18 protein-coding genes are annotated in these 20078 nt (G+C 61.0%); 10 read left to right on the forward strand and 8 right to left on the reverse strand.

Going from position 1 to position 20078, the window contains the following annotated elements; all coding sequences use genetic code 11:
- Positions 1-17 precede the first annotated feature (17 nt).
- Genes ASE80_RS15155 through ASE80_RS15170 form a run of 4 tightly spaced genes read right to left on the reverse strand, consistent with a single transcriptional unit; the run spans position 18 to position 4144 of the window.
- On the reverse strand, positions 18-665 hold the full coding sequence (locus ASE80_RS15155; protein ID WP_017136406.1) for a MotA/TolQ/ExbB proton channel family protein: 648 nt from the start codon (positions 663-665) through the stop codon (positions 18-20).
- 25 nt (positions 666-690) lie between these two features.
- A complete protein-coding gene (locus ASE80_RS15160) occupies positions 691-2976 on the reverse strand; it encodes a TonB-dependent receptor (protein ID WP_056859638.1) in 2286 nt (761 codons plus the stop codon).
- 23 nt (positions 2977-2999) lie between these two features.
- The gene (locus ASE80_RS15165) at positions 3000-3734 is read right to left on the reverse strand and encodes an energy transducer TonB family protein (protein WP_056859639.1); all 735 of its coding nucleotides are present in this window, start codon (positions 3732-3734) and stop codon (positions 3000-3002) included.
- A 2-nt stretch (positions 3735-3736) separates the two neighbouring features.
- Positions 3737-4144: an ExbD/TolR family protein gene (locus ASE80_RS15170; RefSeq protein WP_056859640.1), complete on the reverse strand. Its 408-nt coding sequence runs from the start codon at positions 4142-4144 to the stop codon at positions 3737-3739.
- Positions 4145-4334: 190 nt separating this feature from the next.
- Here ASE80_RS15170 and ASE80_RS15175 point away from each other — a divergent pair, with 190 nt between their 5' ends.
- On the forward strand, positions 4335-4889 hold the full coding sequence (locus ASE80_RS15175; protein WP_056859641.1) for a GNAT family N-acetyltransferase: 555 nt from the start codon (positions 4335-4337) through the stop codon (positions 4887-4889).
- Positions 4886-6460, forward strand: coding sequence for an alkaline phosphatase D family protein (locus ASE80_RS15180; RefSeq protein WP_056859642.1), 1575 nt, complete (start codon positions 4886-4888; stop codon positions 6458-6460). The genes ASE80_RS15175 and ASE80_RS15180 overlap by 4 nt, the downstream gene beginning before the upstream one ends.
- A gap of 268 nt (positions 6461-6728) precedes the next feature.
- On the opposite strand, the gene ASE80_RS15185 is transcribed toward ASE80_RS15180, so the two are convergent.
- Positions 6729-7355, reverse strand: a complete 627-nt coding sequence (locus tag ASE80_RS15185; RefSeq protein WP_056859701.1) for a hypothetical protein — start codon at positions 7353-7355, stop codon at positions 6729-6731.
- An 89-nt stretch (positions 7356-7444) separates the two neighbouring features.
- Here ASE80_RS15185 and ASE80_RS15190 point away from each other — a divergent pair, with 89 nt between their 5' ends.
- On the forward strand, positions 7445-8377 hold the full coding sequence (locus ASE80_RS15190) for a LysR family transcriptional regulator (RefSeq protein ID WP_056859643.1): 933 nt from the start codon (positions 7445-7447) through the stop codon (positions 8375-8377).
- 143 nt (positions 8378-8520) lie between these two features.
- Here the strand turns inward: ASE80_RS15190 and ASE80_RS15195 are convergent, their stop codons facing one another.
- Positions 8521-8928 carry a PA2817 family protein gene (locus ASE80_RS15195; RefSeq protein ID WP_010567536.1) on the reverse strand — a complete coding sequence of 136 codons (408 nt, stop codon included), beginning with the start codon at positions 8926-8928 and terminating at the stop codon, positions 8521-8523.
- A 75-nt stretch (positions 8929-9003) separates the two neighbouring features.
- Positions 9004-11451, reverse strand: a complete 2448-nt coding sequence (locus ASE80_RS15200) for an acyl-CoA dehydrogenase (RefSeq protein WP_056859644.1) — start codon at positions 11449-11451, stop codon at positions 9004-9006.
- A 178-nt stretch (positions 11452-11629) separates the two neighbouring features.
- Here ASE80_RS15200 and ASE80_RS15205 point away from each other — a divergent pair, with 178 nt between their 5' ends.
- From ASE80_RS15205 to ASE80_RS15220, 4 genes are all read left to right on the forward strand, one after another.
- On the forward strand, positions 11630-12301 hold the full coding sequence (locus ASE80_RS15205) for a transglutaminase-like domain-containing protein (RefSeq protein WP_056859645.1): 672 nt from the start codon (positions 11630-11632) through the stop codon (positions 12299-12301).
- A 56-nt stretch (positions 12302-12357) separates the two neighbouring features.
- Positions 12358-12975, forward strand: a complete 618-nt coding sequence (locus ASE80_RS15210) for a glutathione S-transferase family protein (RefSeq protein ID WP_056859646.1) — start codon at positions 12358-12360, stop codon at positions 12973-12975.
- Positions 12976-13109: 134 nt separating this feature from the next.
- Positions 13110-14042, forward strand: coding sequence for an ABC transporter ATP-binding protein (locus tag ASE80_RS15215; RefSeq protein WP_056859647.1), 933 nt, complete (start codon positions 13110-13112; stop codon positions 14040-14042).
- The gene (locus ASE80_RS15220; RefSeq protein ID WP_056859648.1) at positions 14039-14818 is read left to right on the forward strand and encodes an ABC transporter permease; all 780 of its coding nucleotides are present in this window, start codon (positions 14039-14041) and stop codon (positions 14816-14818) included. The genes ASE80_RS15215 and ASE80_RS15220 overlap by 4 nt, the downstream gene beginning before the upstream one ends.
- 175 nt (positions 14819-14993) lie before the next feature.
- Here ASE80_RS15220 and ASE80_RS15225 read toward each other — a convergent pair whose 3' ends face one another.
- Positions 14994-15533 carry a TetR/AcrR family transcriptional regulator gene (locus tag ASE80_RS15225; RefSeq protein ID WP_056859649.1) on the reverse strand — a complete coding sequence of 180 codons (540 nt, stop codon included), beginning with the start codon at positions 15531-15533 and terminating at the stop codon, positions 14994-14996.
- 91 nt (positions 15534-15624) lie between these two features.
- Between ASE80_RS15225 and ASE80_RS15230 the strand changes: the two genes are divergently transcribed.
- From ASE80_RS15230 to ASE80_RS15240, 3 genes are all read left to right on the forward strand, one after another.
- Complete coding sequence (locus ASE80_RS15230; RefSeq protein ID WP_056859650.1) at positions 15625-16815, forward strand: MFS transporter; 1191 nt, start codon at positions 15625-15627, stop codon at positions 16813-16815.
- 109 nt (positions 16816-16924) lie between these two features.
- A complete protein-coding gene (locus ASE80_RS15235) occupies positions 16925-18088 on the forward strand; it encodes a TDT family transporter (RefSeq protein WP_056859651.1) in 1164 nt (387 codons plus the stop codon).
- 65 nt (positions 18089-18153) lie between these two features.
- Entirely contained in the window at positions 18154-20028 is a 1875-nt protein-coding gene (locus ASE80_RS15240; protein ID WP_056859652.1) for an MFS transporter, read from the forward strand.
- The last annotated feature ends 50 nt before the right edge of the window (positions 20029-20078 follow it).

A 20078-nucleotide genomic window follows, 5' to 3' on the forward strand; every position in this document is an offset into this window, starting at 1 on the left:
CGCGCCCGCCCTGAAGGTCATGCCGTGCGGGTGTGCAACGGCGTCGGCACCAGGTGCGGCACTTCACCCTGAACACGGGCGCCGGTTGCCGCGCGGATCAGCAGGATTTTCAGCTGGTCGTTGATGCGCTCCAGGCTGTCCTGGAAGAAGTTGTGGAACACCACGCAGAACAGCGCAATGGCGATACCCAGGCCGGTGGCGAACAAGGCCGTGCCGATACCACCGGAGATCTGGCCTGGATCGGACACGCCGGCACTGGCCAGCGCCTTGAAGGTGTCGATGATGCCGAGGATGGTGCCCAGCAGGCCCAGCAATGGCGCGGCGGTGGTGATGGTCTCGATGATCCACAGGCTGCGCGACAGCGGCGCACGGGTCTTGAGGTACTGGGTTTCGATTTCATCGTCCAGGTCCTTGCGCGAGCCGTTGGAGGCCTTTTGCGCGAGGATCGGCAGCACCATGTTCAGGGGCAGGCTGTCGCGGCGGGTGAGGCTTTCTGGCAAGTCGCGCTCGCTGTGTACGTTGGCGCCCAGCACGTCGGTCAGGGCGCGGGCCTGGCGGCGCACGTAGGCGAAGTAGATGCCCCGTTCGATGGTAATGAAGATCGCGATCGCCATCGCGGCGTACATCACATAGAAGGTGATTTGGTGCAGCAGGTCCATGTCCATGAGTGTGTTCCTCTCAGGTGATTAATCAGAAATTCGCTTCCAGGGAAACCGTGACGGTACGGTCCAGGCCGACGATGTAAGCCGGGTCGCCATCGCGGAAGCCGCTGTAGCTCGCCGCGTTGGTCTTGGTGGTGTACACGCCGTCCAGGTACTTCTTGTCAAACAGGTTGTCGACGTTCAGGCGCAGGGTGGCGTCCTTGACCACTTTCTTGTCCACGGGCAGGTAGATACCGGCGCCGAGGTTGAAAACGGTGCGCGCCGAAATGGCCTCGTCGTTGGTCAGGTCGCCGTAGAGCTTGCTGGTGAACTTGCCGCCGAAGGTGCCGTAGAAGCGCCCGTCGTCGTAGCCGATGTTGGCCGCCAGCATGTTGGTCGGCACGTTGGCGAACTGCTTGCCGCTGGTGGGCAATACGATCGGTTTGCCGGCGCTGAAGACGGTCAGGTCATCCTGCTGCTTGGAGCTGGTGTAGGTGTAGGAGGTGTAGTAGTTGAAGTTGTGCGGCAGCTTGCCGCTCCACTCCAGTTCCAGGCCTTTGTTGATCACGGTGCCGGCGTTGATGTCGGCCGAATCGCCGTTGCTGTCCAGGGAAGTGAGCTGGCGGTTCTTGAACTGCATGTAGAACAGGGTGGCGGCGAGGGTCATGTCTTCGCCGGTGTAGCGCCAGCCCAGTTCCTGGTTCCAGCTCAGTTCCGGCTTGGAGTCCAGCGAGCCCACGCCTTTGTCGTACAGCACGTAGTTCTGCGGGATACGCATGTTGCGCGAGAGGCTGTAGAACAACTGGTCACGTTCGTCGAGCTGGTATTTCAGACCGGCGTTGGGCAGCAGCTTGTTGTAAGTCTGGTTGGCCTTGCCCGGTTGCTCGGTGAGGCTGCCGTGGTTGGTGCCCTCACGCTCGACATTCATGTAGGCAAGGCCGGCGATCAGGGTCCAGTCCGAGTTGATGTACCAGGTGTCCTGGGCCCAGACTTTTTGCGCCGGCGTCACGGTGTAGCGGTCGCGACCTTGTACGGTGTTGCCGTTGGCGTCGACCACGGAGCTGGCGTCCGGCCAGGTGTCGCTGGGCTTGCCGCTGTTTTTGAGGGCAATGAACGGTTGGGTCTGGCTTTGGCGGGCGCGTTCGTACCAGTAGCCGAATTGCAGGCTGTGGTCGCCCAAGTCCCAGTTCAGCTTGGTGGTGATGCCCGGGCGCCAGGTCTGGGTGCGCGAAGGGCGGTAGTAGACGCCCGTCGTCGCGGAGCCGTCAGCGTTGTATTGGGCCTGCGTCGGCAGGTTACCGAGGTCGAATACGCCGCCTTTGTTGGAGCCGCTGTTGAGCGCATAGGCGGAGGAGCCCACGCCGCTGCCGTTGCCGTAGTAGTAATACGGGATCACCGAGAGCGACAGGTTATCGCTCAGCTTGTACTGGGTGTTGAGCACGGCGGTGAAGGTCTGGAACGGGTTCTGCGCCAGGTCATAGTAGCTGCTGATCTTGCCGTTGGAGCCCAGCGCCGGCTTGGCCGGGTACGGGTCATACTTGCGGCCGAACTGCTGGAACTGCGCCTTGGTCAGCTGGCTGTAACTGTTGTTGTCCTGCTCGTGGTACTTGAGGATCAGGTTGGCGGTGTTGCCGTTGCCGGCGTCGAAAAAGCTGTTCCACTCCACCTTGTCCGCACGCACCGCGCCCGAGCCGCGCCACATCTGGCCTTCTGTGTGGGACGCCGACAGCCAGTTGGAGAGGCCGTTGACTTCGCCGGTATTGAGGCGCGCAAAGGTCTTGCGGGTGGCGTTGCTGCCCACCACTTGTTTGACGAACGCACCGGTTTCCTTGGTCGGACGAATGGTCACGATACCGATGTTTCCGCCGCTGGAACCAATGTGCGGGCCGTCGGCTTCCGACGAGCCCTGGGTGACGAAGATCTGGTCGATGTTTTCCGGATCGCCCAACAAGTTGGAATACAGCGCGTAGTTGCCGGAGTCGTTGATCGGCATGCCATCCACCGACATACCGACCTGGTCGGAGTTCATGCCGCGCATGGTGAAGCGAAAGCCCGACAGACCGGTGTTGTCCTCACTGGAGATGTTCAGGCCCGGCGTGTACTTGAGCTTGTCGATGGCGTTGCCGGTGGCGGTTTGCTTGTCCAGCGCTTCCTTGGTGATGGTCGAGCGGCCCTTGGCGCTCTCTTCCTGGACCATGTAACCGCCCCCCGCGGTCGCCTTGCCTCCTTGAACTCCGATCGTGCCGACGTCACTGTCGCTGGTAGCTGCCATGACCGCTCCGTGGGTCATGCTCGTCGCGGCAACAAGTGCCAGATGAATACGTGTGAACCTCATCACTGTCGTCCTGGTGTCGGTGCTTATTGCACGCTGTAGTTGAAGGTGGCGGTGAAGCGTTGTTCGTTACGTCCACCGAAGGCTTGTTCGGGGAACGGCTTGACCTGCTTGATGCGGCGCAGGCTATTGGTAGCGGCCCGATTGAGCAGCATGCTCGGCGCCGGGGTCTGGATCCCGGCATCAAGGACGCGGCCTTGTCGATCCACCATCAACCACACCACCACCTCGCCACTGGGGCGCTCGAGGGACGCCTGGCGCCCGGTGGGGTATTGCTTGTAAGTGTCCAGCTCGTTGCGCAGCCCTTTGAGGTAACCGCCTTCCAGTGCCTGGCCATCCACTTTGGGCGGTGCCGGTGGCGCGGGCGGCGCAGGTGTCGGCGAAACGGCGGCCTGGACCGGCTTGGCCGCGACGGGTGCGACTGGCGCAGGCGTTGGCGTGGGCTTGGCGGCCACCACGGGCTTGGGTTTGGGCACCGGCTTGGGCTTGGGTTCAGGTTTTGGCAAGGGCTTGGGCGGTGGTGGCGGCGGGGCGGGTTCGGCCTCTTCGTCCTCGATCACCGGCGGTGGCGGCGCTTGCTCGACCACAGGCTCGGGCACCACTTCAGGCTCCGGCTCCACCAGGGCCAGCTCGACCGCCGACTCGTCGTACTGCGGCTGGATTTTCAACGGTTGGGACTGGATACCCAGTGCAATCAGCACCAGGGCGATCAGGGCCGGGACACTGCCCAGCAGCTGACGCGCACGAAACAGTACATACATGATCAAGACTTACGCGTGGCAATGGACACGGAGGTAAAGCCACCCAGGCGCAGGGTGTCCATGACTTCCACCAAGCGAGAAACCTCCACACCTTTGTCGCTGTTGACGATGATGGTCGACTTGGTATCAGGCTTTTCTGCGGCCTTCAGCGTCGGCACCAGAGCGTCGACCGTGAGGTCCTTGCCGTCGAGTTGCAGTTGGCCTTGCAGGCCCAGGGTCAGGATGAATTTATTCTGCGGCTTGAGTTGTTGCGAGCTGCTGGCGCTGGGCAACTGGGTCTTCATGCCGAGTGCCGGAATCACGTTCAAACTCACCAGTACGAAAAACACCAGGAGGAACATCATCACGTCGATCATGGGGATCAACTCGATGTGTGCCTTGCGTTTCTTGGGTTCATCCCAGGTTCTCATTCTGTTACCCCGTCGTTGAATTAGGGGCGACACGCTAACAACCAAAAATGACCGAATGGTTAACTTTAATTGACGTTTTAAAGGCTCTAGGACGCGTCTTTCAGAGTTTTTACCGGGCACTTTGATGACGTAATGCAATTGACACGAAGGCAGTACACTCTGGAAGAATTTACTTGAAGAGCTGCCGCGTATGCCCACTGCACTGCCTCAATTGTCGACCCCGCGACTGCTATTGCGCGCACTGGAAATGGACCAGGCCGAGGTGCTTTTCATGCTCGCCAACGGGCCGAAGATTGCTGACAACACTGCCAACATTCCGTCGCCCTATACCTTGGAAACCGCGCAGGGTTTTATCGCCGCGGCCGCCGACAAATATCGGGCGGGCGAGTTGTTGAACCTGGGAATGCATGTGCGTGAAACCGGTGAGTTGGTTGGCATAGTCAGCCTGCGCCTTAACGCTCGTCATCACGCAGGGCATTTGGGCGGCTGGGTCGCGGCGCATGCGCGTAACCTGGGGTATGCCGCTGAGGCGGCGAGCGCGATGATGGGCTTTGGCTTCACCGAGCTTGGGCTGCAGCGGGTAGGCAGCCAATGCTTTGGCCGCAACAAGGAATCGGCGCGGGTCATGCAGAAAATCGGCCTGCGCTATGAAGGCTGCCTGCGTCAGGCGTTTCTCAAAAACGGGGTGTACGAAGACTTGCTGGGCTTTGCCACCGTGCGTGAGGACTGGGAGCGCGCGTTGTGAGTGACGCAGTGGACCATGGCAGGCGGCGAGTCCTTACCGGGCTGGCGGTCGCTACCGCGTTTGCAATTCTCAGCCCGTTTGCGCGCAGTGCCGGGGTGGATTACCCGTTCACCCTCGGCGTGGCCTCGGGCGACCCGCTGCCGGATGGTTTTGTGATCTGGACGCGCCTGGCGCCGTTGTTCAATGCAGCCGATGGCAGCGGTGGGCTGAAGCGCGCGGTGCCGGTGCGCTGGCGGGTGGCCAGTGATGCGGCGATGACGCGCATCGTGAAGCAGGGCGAAGTCTTGGCGACCGAGCGTTTCGCCCATTCGGTGCATGTTGAAGTGGCCGGGCTTGCGGCGGGCCGGCCGTATTGGTACCAGTTCGAAGGCCTCGGCGCGCAGAGCCCGGTGGGCCAGGCACGCACCACGCCACCCTTGCAGGCGATGGCGTCGGCTAGGCTGGGGTTTGTTTCCTGCTCGCATTGGGAGCGCGGTTACTTCAGCGCCTATCGCCATTTAGCCGCAGAGCAACCCGACCTGGTGTTTTTTCTCGGCGATTATATTTACGACAGCTCTTACGCAGCCGACTCGGGAAAAGTCATTCGGTCCCATGGCAGCGGCAACGCCAAGAGCTTGAGCGACTACCGCAATCGCTACGCGCTGTACAAAACCGATCCGGACCTGCAAGCCCTGCACGCCGCAGCGCCCAGCGTGGCGACCTGGGATGACCACGAAGTGCAGAATGACTACGCCAACCGCTGGTCCCAGGACCCGAAGATTCCCGTAGCGCAATTTCTCCAGCAGCGGGCGGCGGCCTACCAGGCGTATTACGAGCACATGCCGCTGCGCGCCAGCAGCGTGCCGAAGGGGCCGGACATGCGTATTTACCGGCGCCTGGACTACGGCCGCCTGGCGCGTTTTCATGTGCTGGATGGGCGCCAGTATCGCTCCGAACAACCCTGCATCCAGGTCAACGGCAGCCATCAGGGGCATATCGCCGCCAACACCTGCAGCGACCTGCGCGACCTCGGTCGCACCATGCTCGGCTGGCAGCAGGAGGCCTGGCTGGACCAGGGCTTTGCCCAGTCGCGGGCGCAGTGGAATGTGATCGCCCAGGACTTGCTGGTGGCGCCCTTGATCCAGCGCGACCTGACCAGCCACAAGCCCGGCCACTGGACCGATGGCTGGGACGGCTACGTGGCCAACCGTTCACGCATGCTGGCGTCCATCGAGCGTCACAAGCTCAGCAACCCGGTGTTCTGGGGCGGTGATATCCACTCGTTCTGGACCACCGACCTGCATGCCGACGCCAACAACCCGGATTCACCAGTGATCGCCACTGAGTTTGTCGGCAGTTCGGTGACCTCTGATGGCCCGCCCTTTGAGGCATTCAGCAAGATCCTGCCGCTTAATCCGCATGTGAAGTTTTTCGACAGCCGCCAGCGTGGGTATGTGTCGGTGGAGCTTGCGGAGCAGAAGATGCTGACGAACTTTCGGGTGATAACTGACCCCCGCGACCCCAACGCCACGGTGTCGACCCTCAAGTCGTTTGTGGTGGAGCCGGGGCGGGCGGGCGCGATTGCGGTTTAGCGCACTTGTCGGTTGTAAATACTCAATGTGGCGAGCGCGGGGGGATTTGTGGCGAGCAGGCTGTTGTGGCGAGCGGGCTTGCCCCGCGTTGGGCTGCGAAGCGGCCCCAAAACCAGGCGCTTATGTTTGCCTGAAAAAACGCGGTGACTGTATTAGGGCCGCTTCGCGCCCCAACGCGGGGCAAGCCCGCTCGCCACACCAAGCCCGCTCGCCACAACAAGCCTGCTCATCACAACGAGCCCGGTGACCACAAAAGCCGCGTGGTCTGTCAGTTGATTTCGTAACGCACCGACAGCGCGCCTTTTTTCTCCGACAGGGCCAGGATGGTCACCTGGCCCAGCTCGCTCAACGCTTGCACATGGGTGCCGCCGCAGGCGTAGGCGGGCAGTTCGCCGAAACCCACTTCGCGGGCGCCGTCTTCCAGGGTCATATGGCGCGGGTAGTCGGCGGCGATCCATTGGTTGACCTGTTGCTGGATCGCCTCGGCGTCGATGGCCTGGGCCATTTCGCCACGGATAAAGGTGATTTTGCACTCGCCCGGCCAATGGTGGGCTTTGATCGGCATCCAACCGAAGCTTTCTCCCGCATTGCCGATCAGGTGCCCGGCCGAATGCAGGCGCGTGTACAGGGCACGGCGTTGTTCGTCGACCCGTGCGGTGATCGGGCCAGGCTGCACAGGCTGGTCCACGTAATGCACCACGCGGTCAGCCTCCTGGGTCACGCGCAGCACCTGGCTGTCGCCCAGCCAACCGGTATCAAAGGGTTGCCCGCCGCCTTGGGGATGAAAAATCGTCGATTGCAGGGTGACCGCGAACAGGCCTTCGTGGGGTGTGCAGCTCAGCACTTCAAGCTCGGCGGTCAAGTGGTCGTGGGTGAAAAACAGGCGCTCGGTCATCATTTACATCCGCATCAGGGTTCTGCGGGCAGTATAAATAGTGCGCAGATGGGTGATAATCCGTTCAATTATCAATGGACCTGTGCGTCATGAGCATCAATCTTCCTTTGCCGCTGCTGGGTGAAATGGCGATTTTCGTCAAAGTCGTGGAGACCGGCAGTTTCTCCGAAGCGGCGCGACAGCTGAGCGTTTCGCCCTCGGCGGTGAGCCGCAGTATCTCGCGCCTCGAACAGGCTTTGGCTACACGCTTGCTGCAACGCACCACGCGTAAATTGCGCTTGAGCGAGGGCGGCGAAGAAGTGTTCAAGCGTTGCCAGGAGATGGTCAACGCGGCGCGTTCGGTGATGGAAATCAGCGGCCAGTTCACCCATGAAGCCGAAGGCCTGGTGCGGGTCAGCGTACCCAAGGCGGTGGGCCGGTTTGTGGTGCACCCGCATATGCCGGAGTTCTTGCGGCGCTATCCCAAGGTGGATGTGCAGTTGATTCTGGAAGACCGGCATGTGGACCTGATCGACGATAATGTGGACCTCAGCATCCGCATCACCGACAGCCCGCCGCCGGGCCTGGTCGGTCGCCAACTGTTGCCCATCGAGCATTTGTTGTGTGCCACGCCGCAGTACCTGGCCGCGCAGGGTACGCCTGAACATCCCCATGATTTGCTGGAACACAGCTGCATCTACCTGGGGGAAACGCCGGGGGATTCACGCTGGAAGTTTCGTCAGGGCGCCAAGGCGGTGACCGTGGGCGTGCGCGGGCGCTACGCCGCGAACCACACCGGCGTGCGCCTGGATGCGGTGTTGCAGCATGTGGGGATCGGCAGCTTGCCGTACTTCACGGCGCGCCACGCCCTGGAGGCGGGGAGCCTGGTGCAGGTATTGCCCGAGTGGGATTTTATTGCGTCCTACCATGGCGAGGCGTGGTTACTGCATTCGCCCACGCGGTATCTGCCACCGAAGTTGCGGGTGTTTATTGATTATCTGGTGGAGTGTATGGCGAAGGAGCCGACATTGCGCCGCCGCTGATTACGGGCGCTGGCGTGTGTGAGAGCTGGCTTATGTGGGAGCTGGCTTGCCTGCGATTGTATCACCTCGGTTTAACTGACAGACCGAGTCGCCTGCATCGCAGGCAAGCCAGCTCCCACACAAGCCAGCTCTCACATTTAAAATCAGTGCTTGCTCTGATCCTGCGGCATGGCCAGCAGCTGTTTTTCCTGGTTCCAGTCGAACGGTTCATCGTTCTGTTCGGCTTCAAAGCGACGTTCTTCCAGGGCCTGGTACAGGTCCAGTTCTTCATCGGGCATGAAGTGCAGGCAATCACCGCCGAAGAACCACAGCAGGTCGCGGGGCACCAGATGGGCGATCTGCGGATAACGCAGGATCACCTGGCTCATCAGGTCCTGGCCCAGGTACTGGCTTTCGATCGGGTCGATCGGCAGCAGGGCGCGCAATTCGTCGAAGCGCTCCAGAAAAAGGGTATGGCTTTCCTCGGGCACCTGTTCGGCTTCGCCGACGGCAACCAGGATGCTGCGCAAGTGGTCGAGCAAGACGAGATGATCGGCAACGACGTTGGACACGAGATAAGTCCTCTAAAGCAAAAACGGGCGCGAGAGTATATAGCTCACGCGCCCGTTTTTATATGGCCGCTCGACTCAGCGGATTTTACCCTCAGCCTGGGTCAGCTCTTCCTTGCTGAAATCATCCACATCGATCACCTTGCGGCGCGCGGCTTCGGCGTCGCGCAGGGTTTGCGCTTCGGCCGGTTGCAATACGCCCGCGTGCAGCGCCGCGTCGATGGCATGCTCGCCGGCGGCCGGTTTGACTTGGCCGCTTTTGAGCGCCGTGTGGAGTTTTTTCTGCAAGGGGTGGCTGGCACCCAGCAGGTCGTAGGCATGTTGCAGGGCGCCCACCGGGTCTTCTGCCGATTGCGGGCGATAGCAACCCGCCAGCAACTCTTCCAGGGTCGGGTCGCCCTTGGCACGGCCAATCACCGCAGCCACTTCGGCGTCCAAAGCATCGGACGGCCCGGTGTGACGACGGCCGAACGGGAACACGATCACCCGCAGCAGGCAACCGAGCACCTTGTTGGGGAAGTTGCTGAGCAGTTCATCCAGGGCACGTTCCGATTCACCGAGGCTTTCTTCCATGGCCCAGGCGAACAGCGGCTCCAGGTGATCCGGCGAGTCCAGGTCGTGATAACGCTTAAGCGCTGCCGAGGCCAGATACATATGGCTCAGCACATCACCCAGGCGCGCCGACAGGCGTTCGCGGCGTTTCAGCTCGCCGCCCAGCAGCATCATGCTCAAGTCCGCCAGCAGGGCGAAGGCGGCGGCCTGACGGTTCAGTGCGCGGAAGTAACCCTGGCTCAAGCGGTTGCCCGGGGCTTTCTCGAAGTGGCCGATGCCGAGGTTCAGCACCAAGGTGCTGGCAGCGTTGCTCACGGCGAAGCCGATATGTTGCATCAGCAGGCCATCAAATTCCTTGAGCGCCTGGTCATGGTCTTCACGGCCGGCCAGGGCCATTTCCTTGAGCACAAACGGGTGGCAGCGGATCGCGCCCTGGCCGAAGATCATCAGGTTGCGCGAGAGGATGTTCGCGCCTTCTACCGTGATGAAGATCGGCGCGCCTTGCCAGTTACGGCCCAGGTAGTTGTTGGGCCCCATGATGATGCCCTTGCCGCCATGTACATCCATGGCGTGGCTGATGCACTCGCGACCGCGCTCGGTGAGGTGGTACTTGAGGATCGCCGACAACACCGAAGGCTTTTCGCCCAGGTCGACCGCGTTGGCGGTAAGCATGCGCGCGCTGTCCATCAGCCAGGCGTTGCCGCCGATGCGCGCCAGGGCTTCCTGGATACCTTCAAAGGCCGACAGCGGCACGTTGAACTGCTCACGGACTTGAGCGTATTGGCCGGTGACCAAACTGGTGAACTTGGCCGCGCCGGTGCCGACCGCAGGCAGCGAGATCGAACGGCCGACCGACAGGCAGTTCATCAGCATCATCCAGCCCTTGCCGAGCATTTCCTGGCCACCGATAAGGAATTCCAGGGGGATGAACACGTCCTTGCCGGAGTTGGGGCCGTTCATGAACGCGGCACCCAACGGCAAGTGGCGACGGCCGATTTCCACGCCGGGGGTGTCGGTAGGGATCAGCGCCAGGCTGATGCCCAGGTCTTCTTCCTCACCCAACAAGTGGTCCGGGTCATGGGCCTTGAAGGCCAGGCCGAGGAGGGTCGCGACCGGGCCGAGGGTGATGTAGCGTTTTTCCCAATTCAGGCGCAGGCCCAGGGTTTCCTTGCCTTCCCATTCACCTTTGCAGATCACGCCGGTGTCGGGCATGGCGCCGGCGTCGGAGCCGGCCAGCGGGCCGGTGAGGGCGAAGCAGGGGATATCGTCGCCACGGGCCAGGCGTGGCAGGTAGTGGTTGCGTTGTTCGTCGGTGCCGTAATGCAGCAGCAGCTCGGCCGGGCCGAGGGAGTTAGGCACCATCACGGTGGACGCGAGGTCGCCGCTGCGAGTGGCGAGTTTCATCGCGACCTGGGAGTGGGCATAGGCGGAGAAACCCTTGCCGCCATATTCCTTGGGAATGATCAGGGCGAAGAAACCGTGGGTTTTGATGTGCTCCCAGGCAGCGGGCGTCAGGTCCATGGCCTGGCCAATTTCCCAGTCGCTGACCATCGCGCAGAGTTCTTCGGTAGGGCCGTCGATAAACGCTTGTTCTTCTTCGGTCAGTTGCGCCTTGGGGTAGGCCAGCAACTTGTCCCAGTCGGGGCGACCGCTGAACAGTTCGCCGTCCCACCACACGGTGCCGGCGTCGATGGCGTCGCGCTCGGTTTCGGACATCGGCGGCAGGACTTTCTGGAACCAGCTGAACAGCGGCTTGGTGAAGTATTGGCGGCGCAGGTCGGGCAGCAACAGGGGCACGGCCACGGCGGCGATCAGCACCCAGAAGATGACCAGCAGCCAACCCGGTGCATGGCTCCAGGCCCCCATCGCCAGCAGGTAGACAGCAACCACGCCCAGCGCAGGCAGGGGCGCGGTGCGGCGGTGTGCCAGGTAGGCAATGCCGACCACCAGAACCAGTATCCACAACAACAGCATATTCAATCCTCCGTGAAACCAAGGGCGAAACCACCATGGAGCTTAGTCGGCATCCGAAAAAGCGCGGTGGCGAGGGTGTAACGAGTTGTGCTGGTGCACGCCGACATTTGGCCGAATCGTCGTTATCTCTATGGCCGACCTGTCGTTAGACTCAAGGCTTGCCTCGGAGATAAAGCTCATGGATACGTACTTGAATCCCAGCCGCTTCATCGATAGTGACCACCCTGCGGTGGTGGAGTTCGCCGAAAAACATCGCGGAACCCGCCCGGATTTAAGTGACCAGGCGGTCAGTCTCTACTACGCCGTGCGTGAGGCGATTCGCTACAACCCGTACACCTTCAGCCGTGATCCGAACACCCTCAGTGCCAGCTTCGCCCTGGCCACCGGCGAGAGCTACTGTGTGCCCAAGGCCACCTTATTGGCCGCCTGCGCCCGCCATTGCGGGATCCCGGCGCGCATTGGCCTGGCGGATGTGCGCAATCATTTGTCGACACCGCGCCTGCTCGCGCTGCTTAAAAGTGATGTGTTCGCCATGCACGGCTATACCGAGTTGTACCTGCACGGCCGCTGGGTCAAGGCCACGCCGGCGTTCAACAGCCAACTGTGCGAGTTGTTCGACGTGCCGCCGCTGGCGTTCGACGGGGTCAACGACAGCGTGTTCCACGCCTTCAACCGCCAGGGCCGCCGCTCGATGGAATATGTGCTGGACCACGGCCAGTTCAGCGACGTGCCCGAAGCGTTTTTCTTCGCGCATATTCAGCAGTGTTACCCGCACCTGTTTGCCGACGACATGTCCATCTCGCTCAAGGACATGCACAGCGATATGCACAGCGATTTAAGCCGCGGGTGAACCGGCGTATGCTGCTGCGTTTATCAAGCCATGTTCATCAACGATAAGGCGCGGTCATGCTGAAAATCTGGGGTCGTAAAAATTCATCAAACGTCAGGAAGGCACTGTGGTGCGCCGAGGAACTCGGCCTGGACTATGAGGCAATTGATGCGGGCGGAGCTTTTGGTGTGGTCGACACGCCGCAGTACCGGGCCTTGAACCCCAATGGCCGGGTGCCGATGATCGAAGACGGCGACTTTGTGTTGTGGGAATCCAACACCATCGTGCGTTATCTGTGCGCCAGGAGCGCGTCGGATTTTTACCCGAACGACCTGCAAGCCCGGGCCAGCGCCGAGAAGTGGATGGACTGGACCACGTCCACGCTCGCCGATCCGTTCAAAGCGGTGTTCTGGGGCATCCTGCGTACCCCGGCAGAAAAACAGAACTGGGACAGCATCAATGCCGGGCGCCAAGCCTGTATCGATGCACTTAAAACGGTTGACCAGGCCCTCGCCGAGCAACCCTACCTGTCCGGCGAGCATTTCGGCATGGGCGACATCCCCTTGGGCTGCTTCGCCTACGCCTGGTTCGAGATGCCCATCGAACGCCCGGCAATGCCCCATCTAGAGGCCTGGTACCAGCGCCTCAAGGACCGCCCGGCCTACCGCAAGGCTGTGATGACCGCGTTGACTTAATACTGACTATTAATACAGGTGACTGTACTTGTGCGGCGCGGGCAAGCACCATGCTTGTCATGCGCCGCCGTTGAACTACGTGCGCTGCGCGCTTATCTACTCTTTCTATTCCCTTCTCTGGTGCGTAATCCGATATGAGTTCCGCTCTGTCCATCCGGCAGCTAACCAAAACCTACGGCAACGGTTTCCAGGCCCTGAGTGGTATCGATCTGGACGTTGCCGAAGGTGACTTCTTCGCCTTGCTCGGCCCCAACGGTGCCGGCAAATCCACCACCATCGGCATCCTCTCCACCCTGGTGAACAAAACCAGCGGCTCGGTGAATATCTTTGGCCATGACCTGGACAAATCCCCGGCGGCGCTCAAGCGCTCCATCGGCGTGGTGCCCCAGGAATTCAACTTCAACCAGTTCGAAAAGACCTTCGACATTGTCGTGACCCAGGCCGGCTACTACGGCATCCCGGCGAAAATCGCCAAGGAACGCGCCGAGCAGTACCTGACTCAGTTGGGCCTGTGGGACAAGCGTGACGTGCCGTCGCGTTCGTTGTCGGGCGGCATGAAGCGCCGCCTGATGATCGCTCGCGCGCTGGTGCATGAACCGCGCCTGCTGATCCTCGACGAGCCAACCGCCGGTGTGGACATCGAGCTGCGCCGTTCGATGTGGACCTTCCTCACCGAGCTGAACGAGAAGGGCATCACCATCATCCTCACCACCCATTACCTGGAAGAGGCTGAGCAGCTGTGCCGCAACATTGGCATCATCGACCACGGCACCATTGTCGAGAACACCAGCATGCGCAACTTGCTGGGCCAGCTGCATGTGGAAACCTTCTTGCTGGACCTTAAAAACAACCTGTCGGTGGCACCGCAACTGCTCGGCTACCCAAGCCGTCTGGTCGATGGCCACACCCTGGAAGTGCAGGTGGACAAGGCCATGGGCATCACCGCGTTGTTCACCCAGTTGGCGGCCCAGAGCATCGAAGTGCTGAGCCTGCGTAACAAAACCAATCGCCTTGAGGAGTTGTTCGTGTCCCTGGTGGAGAAAAATCTGGCGAAGGTGGCGGTATGAGTTCCGAACTGCAACCCAACCTCGTCGCGCTGCAGACCATCGTTTACCGCGAAGTGAAGCGCTTTACCCGGATCTGGCCGCAGACCCTGCTGCCGCCGGCGATTACCATGGTCTTGTACTTCGTGATCTTCGGTAATCTGATCGGTCGCCAAATTGGCGACATGGGTGGCTTCACCTACATGGAGTACATCGTGCCGGGCCTGATCATGATGTCGGTGATCACCAACTCCTACGGCAACGTGGTCTCGAGCTTTTTCGGCAGCAAGTTCCAGCGCTCCATCGAAGAGCTGATGGTCTCGCCGGTATCGCCGCACACCATCCTGGTCGGCTACACCCTGGGCGGCGTGCTGCGCGGCTTGATGGTGGGTGTGATCGTGACCTTGCTGTCGCTGTTCTTCACCCACCTGCAAGTGCATCACTTGGGGGTCACCATTTTGGTGGTGGTACTGACGGCAACGATCTTCTCGCTGCTGGGGTTCATCAACGCCGTGTTTGCACGCAATTTCGATGATATTTCGATCATCCCGACGTTCGTGTTGACGCCGCTGACTTACCTGGGCGGCGTGTTCTACTCCATCACCTTGCTGCCGCCGTTCTGGCAGACCGTGTCGCTGGCCAACCCGGTGTTGCACATGGTCAATGCCTTCCGCTACGGCATCCTGGGCGTGTCGGATATCAAGATCAGCGTGGCGATCACCTTTATGCTGGTGGCGACCGTGGTGCTGTATGTGGGATGCGCGCGGTTGCTGGTGAGTGGGCGCGGGATGCGTACTTAAGCAGTTAGCTGCAATAAAAAACGGCCTCCTAGTGAGGCCGTTTTTTATTGACTGCAGGCAGGGTCAATGTGGGAGCTGGCTTGCCTGCGATAGCGATGGGTCAGGCAGCCATTGTTTAACTGACAGACCGCCATCGCAGGCAAGCCAGCTCCCACATTTGGTTTTGTGCAGAGGTTTAACCTTTAAGTGCCAGCTCGATCAGTCCGTGCAGCTCTTGCACCGTCAGTGGTTCGGTCGAGAACAAAATGCGAAACACCGTCGGCGCCGCCAGCAGGTTGATCAAATGGTCCACGCTCGGCGGCGTACTCTGCGGGTAGCGATCGATAATCGTCTGAAACTGCCCACTCAGAATGCTTACGCAATACCCCGGTGTGATCATGCTCTGCAGGTCACGCATCATGTTGCGCCCTGGCTCCGAGTTCATTTCATCCAGGTATTGCTCGGCCCAGGCCAGCAGGTCACCGCGCAGGCTGCCGGTATTCACCGGCTCGCTGTCGGGGCGCATGCGGGCCAGGGCCACATCGGCCAACAGCACCGACAAGTCGCCCCAGCGCCGGTAGATGGTCGAGGGCGTGACGCCCGCGCGCGTTGCAATCATCGGCACGGTGACGCTGGAGCGCTCATGCACTTCGAGCAGTTCACGCACCGCCGAATGCACTGATTCCTGGACCCGGGCACTGCGGCCTCCCGGGCGAAGGCTTTCTTTTATCGCCATGCGTAAAACCTTAACACAAAGAATTTGCTTTAAGCGCTCGCCGGTAGCACACTGCGCAAAAGCAAAGTATTAGCTTTAGCGGAGTGTGCCCATGTCTCGCGTTATTTCTCAACGGTCCAGCCTGGCGTTCCTGGTCATCACAGTGTTGACCTTCCTCGCCGCGTCCAGCGCGCCGACACCCCTGTATCAGGTGTATCAGGAAAACCTGCACTTCTCCGCAGCGATGCTCACGGTGATTTTCGGCGTGTATGCCGTCAGCCTGCTGGCGGCGTTGCTGACCGTGGGTTCGCTGTCGGATCACCTGGGGCGCAAGCCGGTGATTTTCGTCGCATTGCTGCTCAATATTGTGGCGATGGTGTTGTTTATCAACGCCGACAGCACCGCGCACCTGATTGCCGCCCGTGCGCTGCAAGGGTTCGCCACCGGCATGGCCACGGCAGTGCTGAGTGCGACCTTGCTCGACACTGACCGCGTGCGCGGCCCGATGCTTAATAGCCTGGCGCCGCTGTTGGGCATGGCCAGTGGCGGGCTGGGCAGTGGTCTATTGGTGGAGTTCGCGCCGCGTCCTACCCAGTTGATCTACTTCACGCTGTTGGGGTTGATGGTGTTGCAGGCGGTGTATGTGTGGCGTCTGGCGGAAACCGTCAGCCGTATTCCGGGTGCCTTGAAGTCGCTGGCGCCGACCCTGCATGTGCCGCGGCAAGCGCGCCGGGCCTTGTGGCTGGTGATGCCGCTGAATGTGGCGGTGTGGGCGTTGGGCGGGTTCTTCTCATCCCTGGCGCCGTCGCTGGTCAAGGCTGCCACCGGTTCCACGTCGCACCTGATCGGCGGCGGCCTGGTAGCCGTTGTGACCTTGAGTGGCGCGGTGATGATCTACAGCGTGCGCGAGCGTGCGGCCGGTAAAATCATGCGGCTGTCGGCAGAGCTGTTGGCCGTGGGCGTCGCGTTGCTGCTGGTGGCCGTGCACCTGGGTATTTTGTGGCTGTTCTTTGTCGCCAGTGTGATTGCAGGTTTCGGTTTTGGCGGCGGCTTCATGGGCAGTGTGCGCAGTATCGTCGGGCTGGCGTTACCCCATGAACGGGCCGGTTTGATGTCGGCGTTCTATGTCTTGAGCTACTTGGCGTTCTGCTTACCGGCGCTGTTGGCGGGTTACCTGAGCCATGTTTACGGTCTTATCGTCACCACAGAAGGCTATGGTGCGGCGCTGATGGTGCTGGCCCTGAGTGCCTGGGTGGGTTTGGTCCTGCAGAACTCGGTGCGCGCCAAGGCGGCGATAGAGTGATGCCATATATTGGTAAAGTAGATAACAGATAGAGATATTACACGTTATATAGATATTCGATCAGGTTCTATGATGGCTTCAACCTCATGCGAGGAAGAGGATTACCATCATGACCTGCTCGACTACTACCAGTTGCAAACCCCACAGCTACAAACCCTTGAGTCATCTGACCCGCCCACGGGAAGTGATTCGCCAGTTCACCCCCAACTGGTTTGCCGCGACCATGGGCACCGGCGTGCTGGCCCTGGCCCTGGCGCAACTGCCATTCAGCCTGCCAGGTTTGCAGGCCATTGCCGAGGGGCTGTGGTTGTTCACCATTGGCCTGTTTGTGCTGTTCAGTCTGTTGTACGCGGCACGTTGGGTGATGTTCTTCCACGAAGCACGACGCATCTTCGGGCATTCCACCGTCTCGATGTTCTTCGGCACCATTCCCATGGGCCTGGCCACCATTCTCAACGGTTTGTTGCTGTTTGGCCTGCCGCGCTGGGGCAGTGAGGTGATCCCGCTGGCTGAAGCCTTATGGTGGCTGGACGTGGCGATGGCCCTGGCCTGCGGTGTGTTGATTCCGTTCATGATGTTCACCCGCCAGGAACACAGCATCGACCAGATGACCGCCGTCTGGCTGTTGCCAGTGGTTGCCGCCGAAGTCGCCGCCGCCAGCGGTGGCCTGCTGGCGCCGCACTTGGCCGACGCCCATGCGCAACTGGTGATGCTGGTGACCAGCTACGTGTTGTGGGCGTTTTCCCTGCCGGTGGCGTTCAGCATCCTGACCATCCTGATGTTGCGCATGGCCCTGCATAAACTGCCGCCTGCCAATATGGCCGCGTCGAGCTGGCTGGCCCTTGGCCCCATCGGCACCGGCGCGTTGGGCATGTTGCTGTTGGGCGGTGACGCCCCGGCGATCTTCGCCGCCAATGGGTTGCCGGGTGTGGGTGAAATGGCCAATGGCCTGGGCGTGGTGGCGGGCATCACCCTGTGGGGCTTCGGTTTGTGGTGGATGCTGATCGCGGTGCTGATCACCCTGCGTTACCTGCGCGCCGGTATCCCGTTCAACCTCGGCTGGTGGGGGTTTACCTTCCCGCTGGGGGTTTACGCGTTGGCCACGCTGAAGCTGGCGAGCCTGCTGCACCTTAGCTTTTTCAGCATCTTTGGCAGCGTGCTGGTGCTGGCTCTGGCGCTGATGTGGCTGATCGTGGCCAAGCGCACGGTGCAGGGCGCCTATAAAGGTGAGCTTTTTGTTTCGCCATGCATTGCAGGACTAGCGAATAAGTAAGCGCGATTAGGTAAAGTCGTGGCCTGAGAAACTACACGCCTTCAGGCCACGCAGGAACACGGACGATGAGCCACCCCTCACAATTCACCTTGCTGCGCACACGGCGCTTTCTGCCGTTTTTCATCACCCAGTTACTGGGCGCGTTCAACGACAATATCTTCAAGCAATCGCTGATCCTGGCGATTCTCTACAAGCTCACCATCGAGGGCGACCGCTCCATTTGGGTCAACCTGTGCGCCTTGTTGTTTATCCTGCCGTTCTTCCTGTTCTCGGCGCTGGCCGGGCAGTTTGGCGAGAAATTCAACAAGGACGCGCTGATCCGCGCGATCAAGATCGGCGAGATCGTGATCATGGCCGTGGGCGCCACCGGCTTTCTGTTCAACCACCTGGAGCTGATGCTGCTGGCGCTGTTTGCCATGGGCACGCATTCGGCGCTGTTCGGCCCGGTGAAGTACTCGATCATGCCCCAGGCGCTGCACGACGATGAGCTGGTGGGCGGTAACGGGCTGGTGGAAATGGGCACGTTTCTGGCGATCCTGGCCGGTACCATTGGCGCCGGGATCATCATGTCTTCAACCCATTACGCGCCACTGGTGGCGGTGGCGATTGTCGGCGTGGCGGTGCTCGGCTACCTGGCCAGCCGCAGCATTCCGCGGGCGGCGGCGTCCACGCCCGAGCTGCGCCTGAACTGGAATATCTTCAGCCAATCCTGGGCCACCTTGCGCCTGGGCCTGGGGCAAACGCCGGCGGTGTCGCGCTCGATTGTCGGCAACTCTTGGTTCTGGTTTGTCGGTGCGATCTACCTGACGCAGATCCCGGCCTACGCCAAGGAATGGTTGTACGGCGATGAAACCGTGGTGACGCTGATCCTCACGGTGTTTTCGGTGGGCATCGCCGTCGGTTCGATGCTCTGCGAAAAGCTCTCGGGCCGTAAGGTCGAGATCGGCCTGGTGCCGTTTGGCTCGTTTGGCCTGACGGTGTTCGGCCTGCTGCTGTGGTGGCACTCGGGCGGTTTCCCGCAATCACCCCAGGAACATAGCTGGCTGGCGGTGCTCAGCTACGGTCAGGCGTGGTGGGTGTTGTTCGATATCCTTGGCCTGGGCGTGTTCGGTGGCTTCTATATCGTGCCGCTCTACGCGCTGATCCAGTCGCGCACGGCCGAAAACGAGCGCGCGCGGGTCATCGCGGCCAACAATATTCTCAATGCGTTGTTCATGGTGGTCTCGGCCATCGTCTCGATCCTGCTGCTGAGCGTGGCCAAGCTGTCGATCCCCGAGCTGTTCCTGGTGGTGTCGCTGCTCAATATTGCGGTCAACACTTACATCTTCAAAATCGTCCCCGAGTTCACCATGCGTTTCATGATCTGGCTGCTCAGCCATTCCATGTACCGCGTGGAGCATCGCAACCTTGAGCTGATTCCGGATGAAGGCGCGGCGCTGCTGGTGTGCAACCACGTGTCGTTTGTCGATGCGTTGTTGATTGGCGGTGCGGTGCGTCGGCCGATTCGCTTTGTGATGTACTACAAGATCTACCGTTTGCCGGTGCTCAACTTCATTTTCCGCACGGCCGGGGCGATTCCGATTGCCGGGCGCCATGAGGATATCCAGATCTACGAAAAGGCCTTCACACGGATTGCCCAGTACCTGAAGGACGGGGAATTGGTGTGCCTCTTCCCGGAAGGCAAACTGACCGCCGATGGCGAGATGAATGAGTTCCGTGGCGGGCTGACGCGGATTTTGGAGGAGACCCCGGTGCCGGTGATTCCGATGGCGCTGCAAGGGTTGTGGGGGAGCTTTTTCAGTCGCGATCCGAACAAGGGGATCTTTCATCGGATCTGGTCGCGAGTGGTGTTGGTGGCGGGGGAGCCGGTTGCACTGGAGGCCGCGACGCCTGAGCAGTTGCAGGCGCGGGTAGGGGTGTTGCGCGGGAGTGTCAGGTAGTGATCGTTCCCACGCTCTGCGTGGTAACGCCGCCCTGGACGCTCCGCGTC

This window comes from Pseudomonas sp. Leaf15 (genome assembly GCF_001421425.1).
In the GTDB taxonomy this organism is placed as follows: Bacteria; Pseudomonadota; Gammaproteobacteria; order Pseudomonadales; family Pseudomonadaceae; genus Aquipseudomonas; species Aquipseudomonas salomonii.

Coding starts and splice junctions, on each gene's coding strand:
- ASE80_RS15225 (WP_056859649.1), bottom strand. CDS start 15,533: ATGGCGATAAAAGAAAGCCTTCGCCCGGGAGGCCGCAGTGCCCGGGTC.
- ASE80_RS15210 (WP_056859646.1), top strand. CDS start 12,358: ATGCTGAAAATCTGGGGTCGTAAAAATTCATCAAACGTCAGGAAGGCA.
- ASE80_RS15200 (WP_056859644.1), bottom strand. CDS start 11,451: ATGCTGTTGTTGTGGATACTGGTTCTGGTGGTCGGCATTGCCTACCTG.
- ASE80_RS15235 (WP_056859651.1), top strand. CDS start 16,925: ATGACCTGCTCGACTACTACCAGTTGCAAACCCCACAGCTACAAACCC.
- ASE80_RS15160 (WP_056859638.1), bottom strand. CDS start 2,976: ATGAGGTTCACACGTATTCATCTGGCACTTGTTGCCGCGACGAGCATG.
- ASE80_RS15165 (WP_056859639.1), bottom strand. CDS start 3,734: ATGTATGTACTGTTTCGTGCGCGTCAGCTGCTGGGCAGTGTCCCGGCC.
- ASE80_RS15190 (WP_056859643.1), top strand. CDS start 7,445: ATGAGCATCAATCTTCCTTTGCCGCTGCTGGGTGAAATGGCGATTTTC.
- ASE80_RS15215 (WP_056859647.1), top strand. CDS start 13,110: ATGAGTTCCGCTCTGTCCATCCGGCAGCTAACCAAAACCTACGGCAAC.
- ASE80_RS15205 (WP_056859645.1), top strand. CDS start 11,630: ATGGATACGTACTTGAATCCCAGCCGCTTCATCGATAGTGACCACCCT.
- ASE80_RS15240 (WP_056859652.1), top strand. CDS start 18,154: ATGAGCCACCCCTCACAATTCACCTTGCTGCGCACACGGCGCTTTCTG.
- ASE80_RS15185 (WP_056859701.1), bottom strand. CDS start 7,355: ATGACCGAGCGCCTGTTTTTCACCCACGACCACTTGACCGCCGAGCTT.
- ASE80_RS15230 (WP_056859650.1), top strand. CDS start 15,625: ATGTCTCGCGTTATTTCTCAACGGTCCAGCCTGGCGTTCCTGGTCATC.
- ASE80_RS15175 (WP_056859641.1), top strand. CDS start 4,335: ATGCCCACTGCACTGCCTCAATTGTCGACCCCGCGACTGCTATTGCGC.
- ASE80_RS15220 (WP_056859648.1), top strand. CDS start 14,039: ATGAGTTCCGAACTGCAACCCAACCTCGTCGCGCTGCAGACCATCGTT.
- ASE80_RS15155 (WP_017136406.1), bottom strand. CDS start 665: ATGGACATGGACCTGCTGCACCAAATCACCTTCTATGTGATGTACGCC.
- ASE80_RS15170 (WP_056859640.1), bottom strand. CDS start 4,144: ATGAGAACCTGGGATGAACCCAAGAAACGCAAGGCACACATCGAGTTG.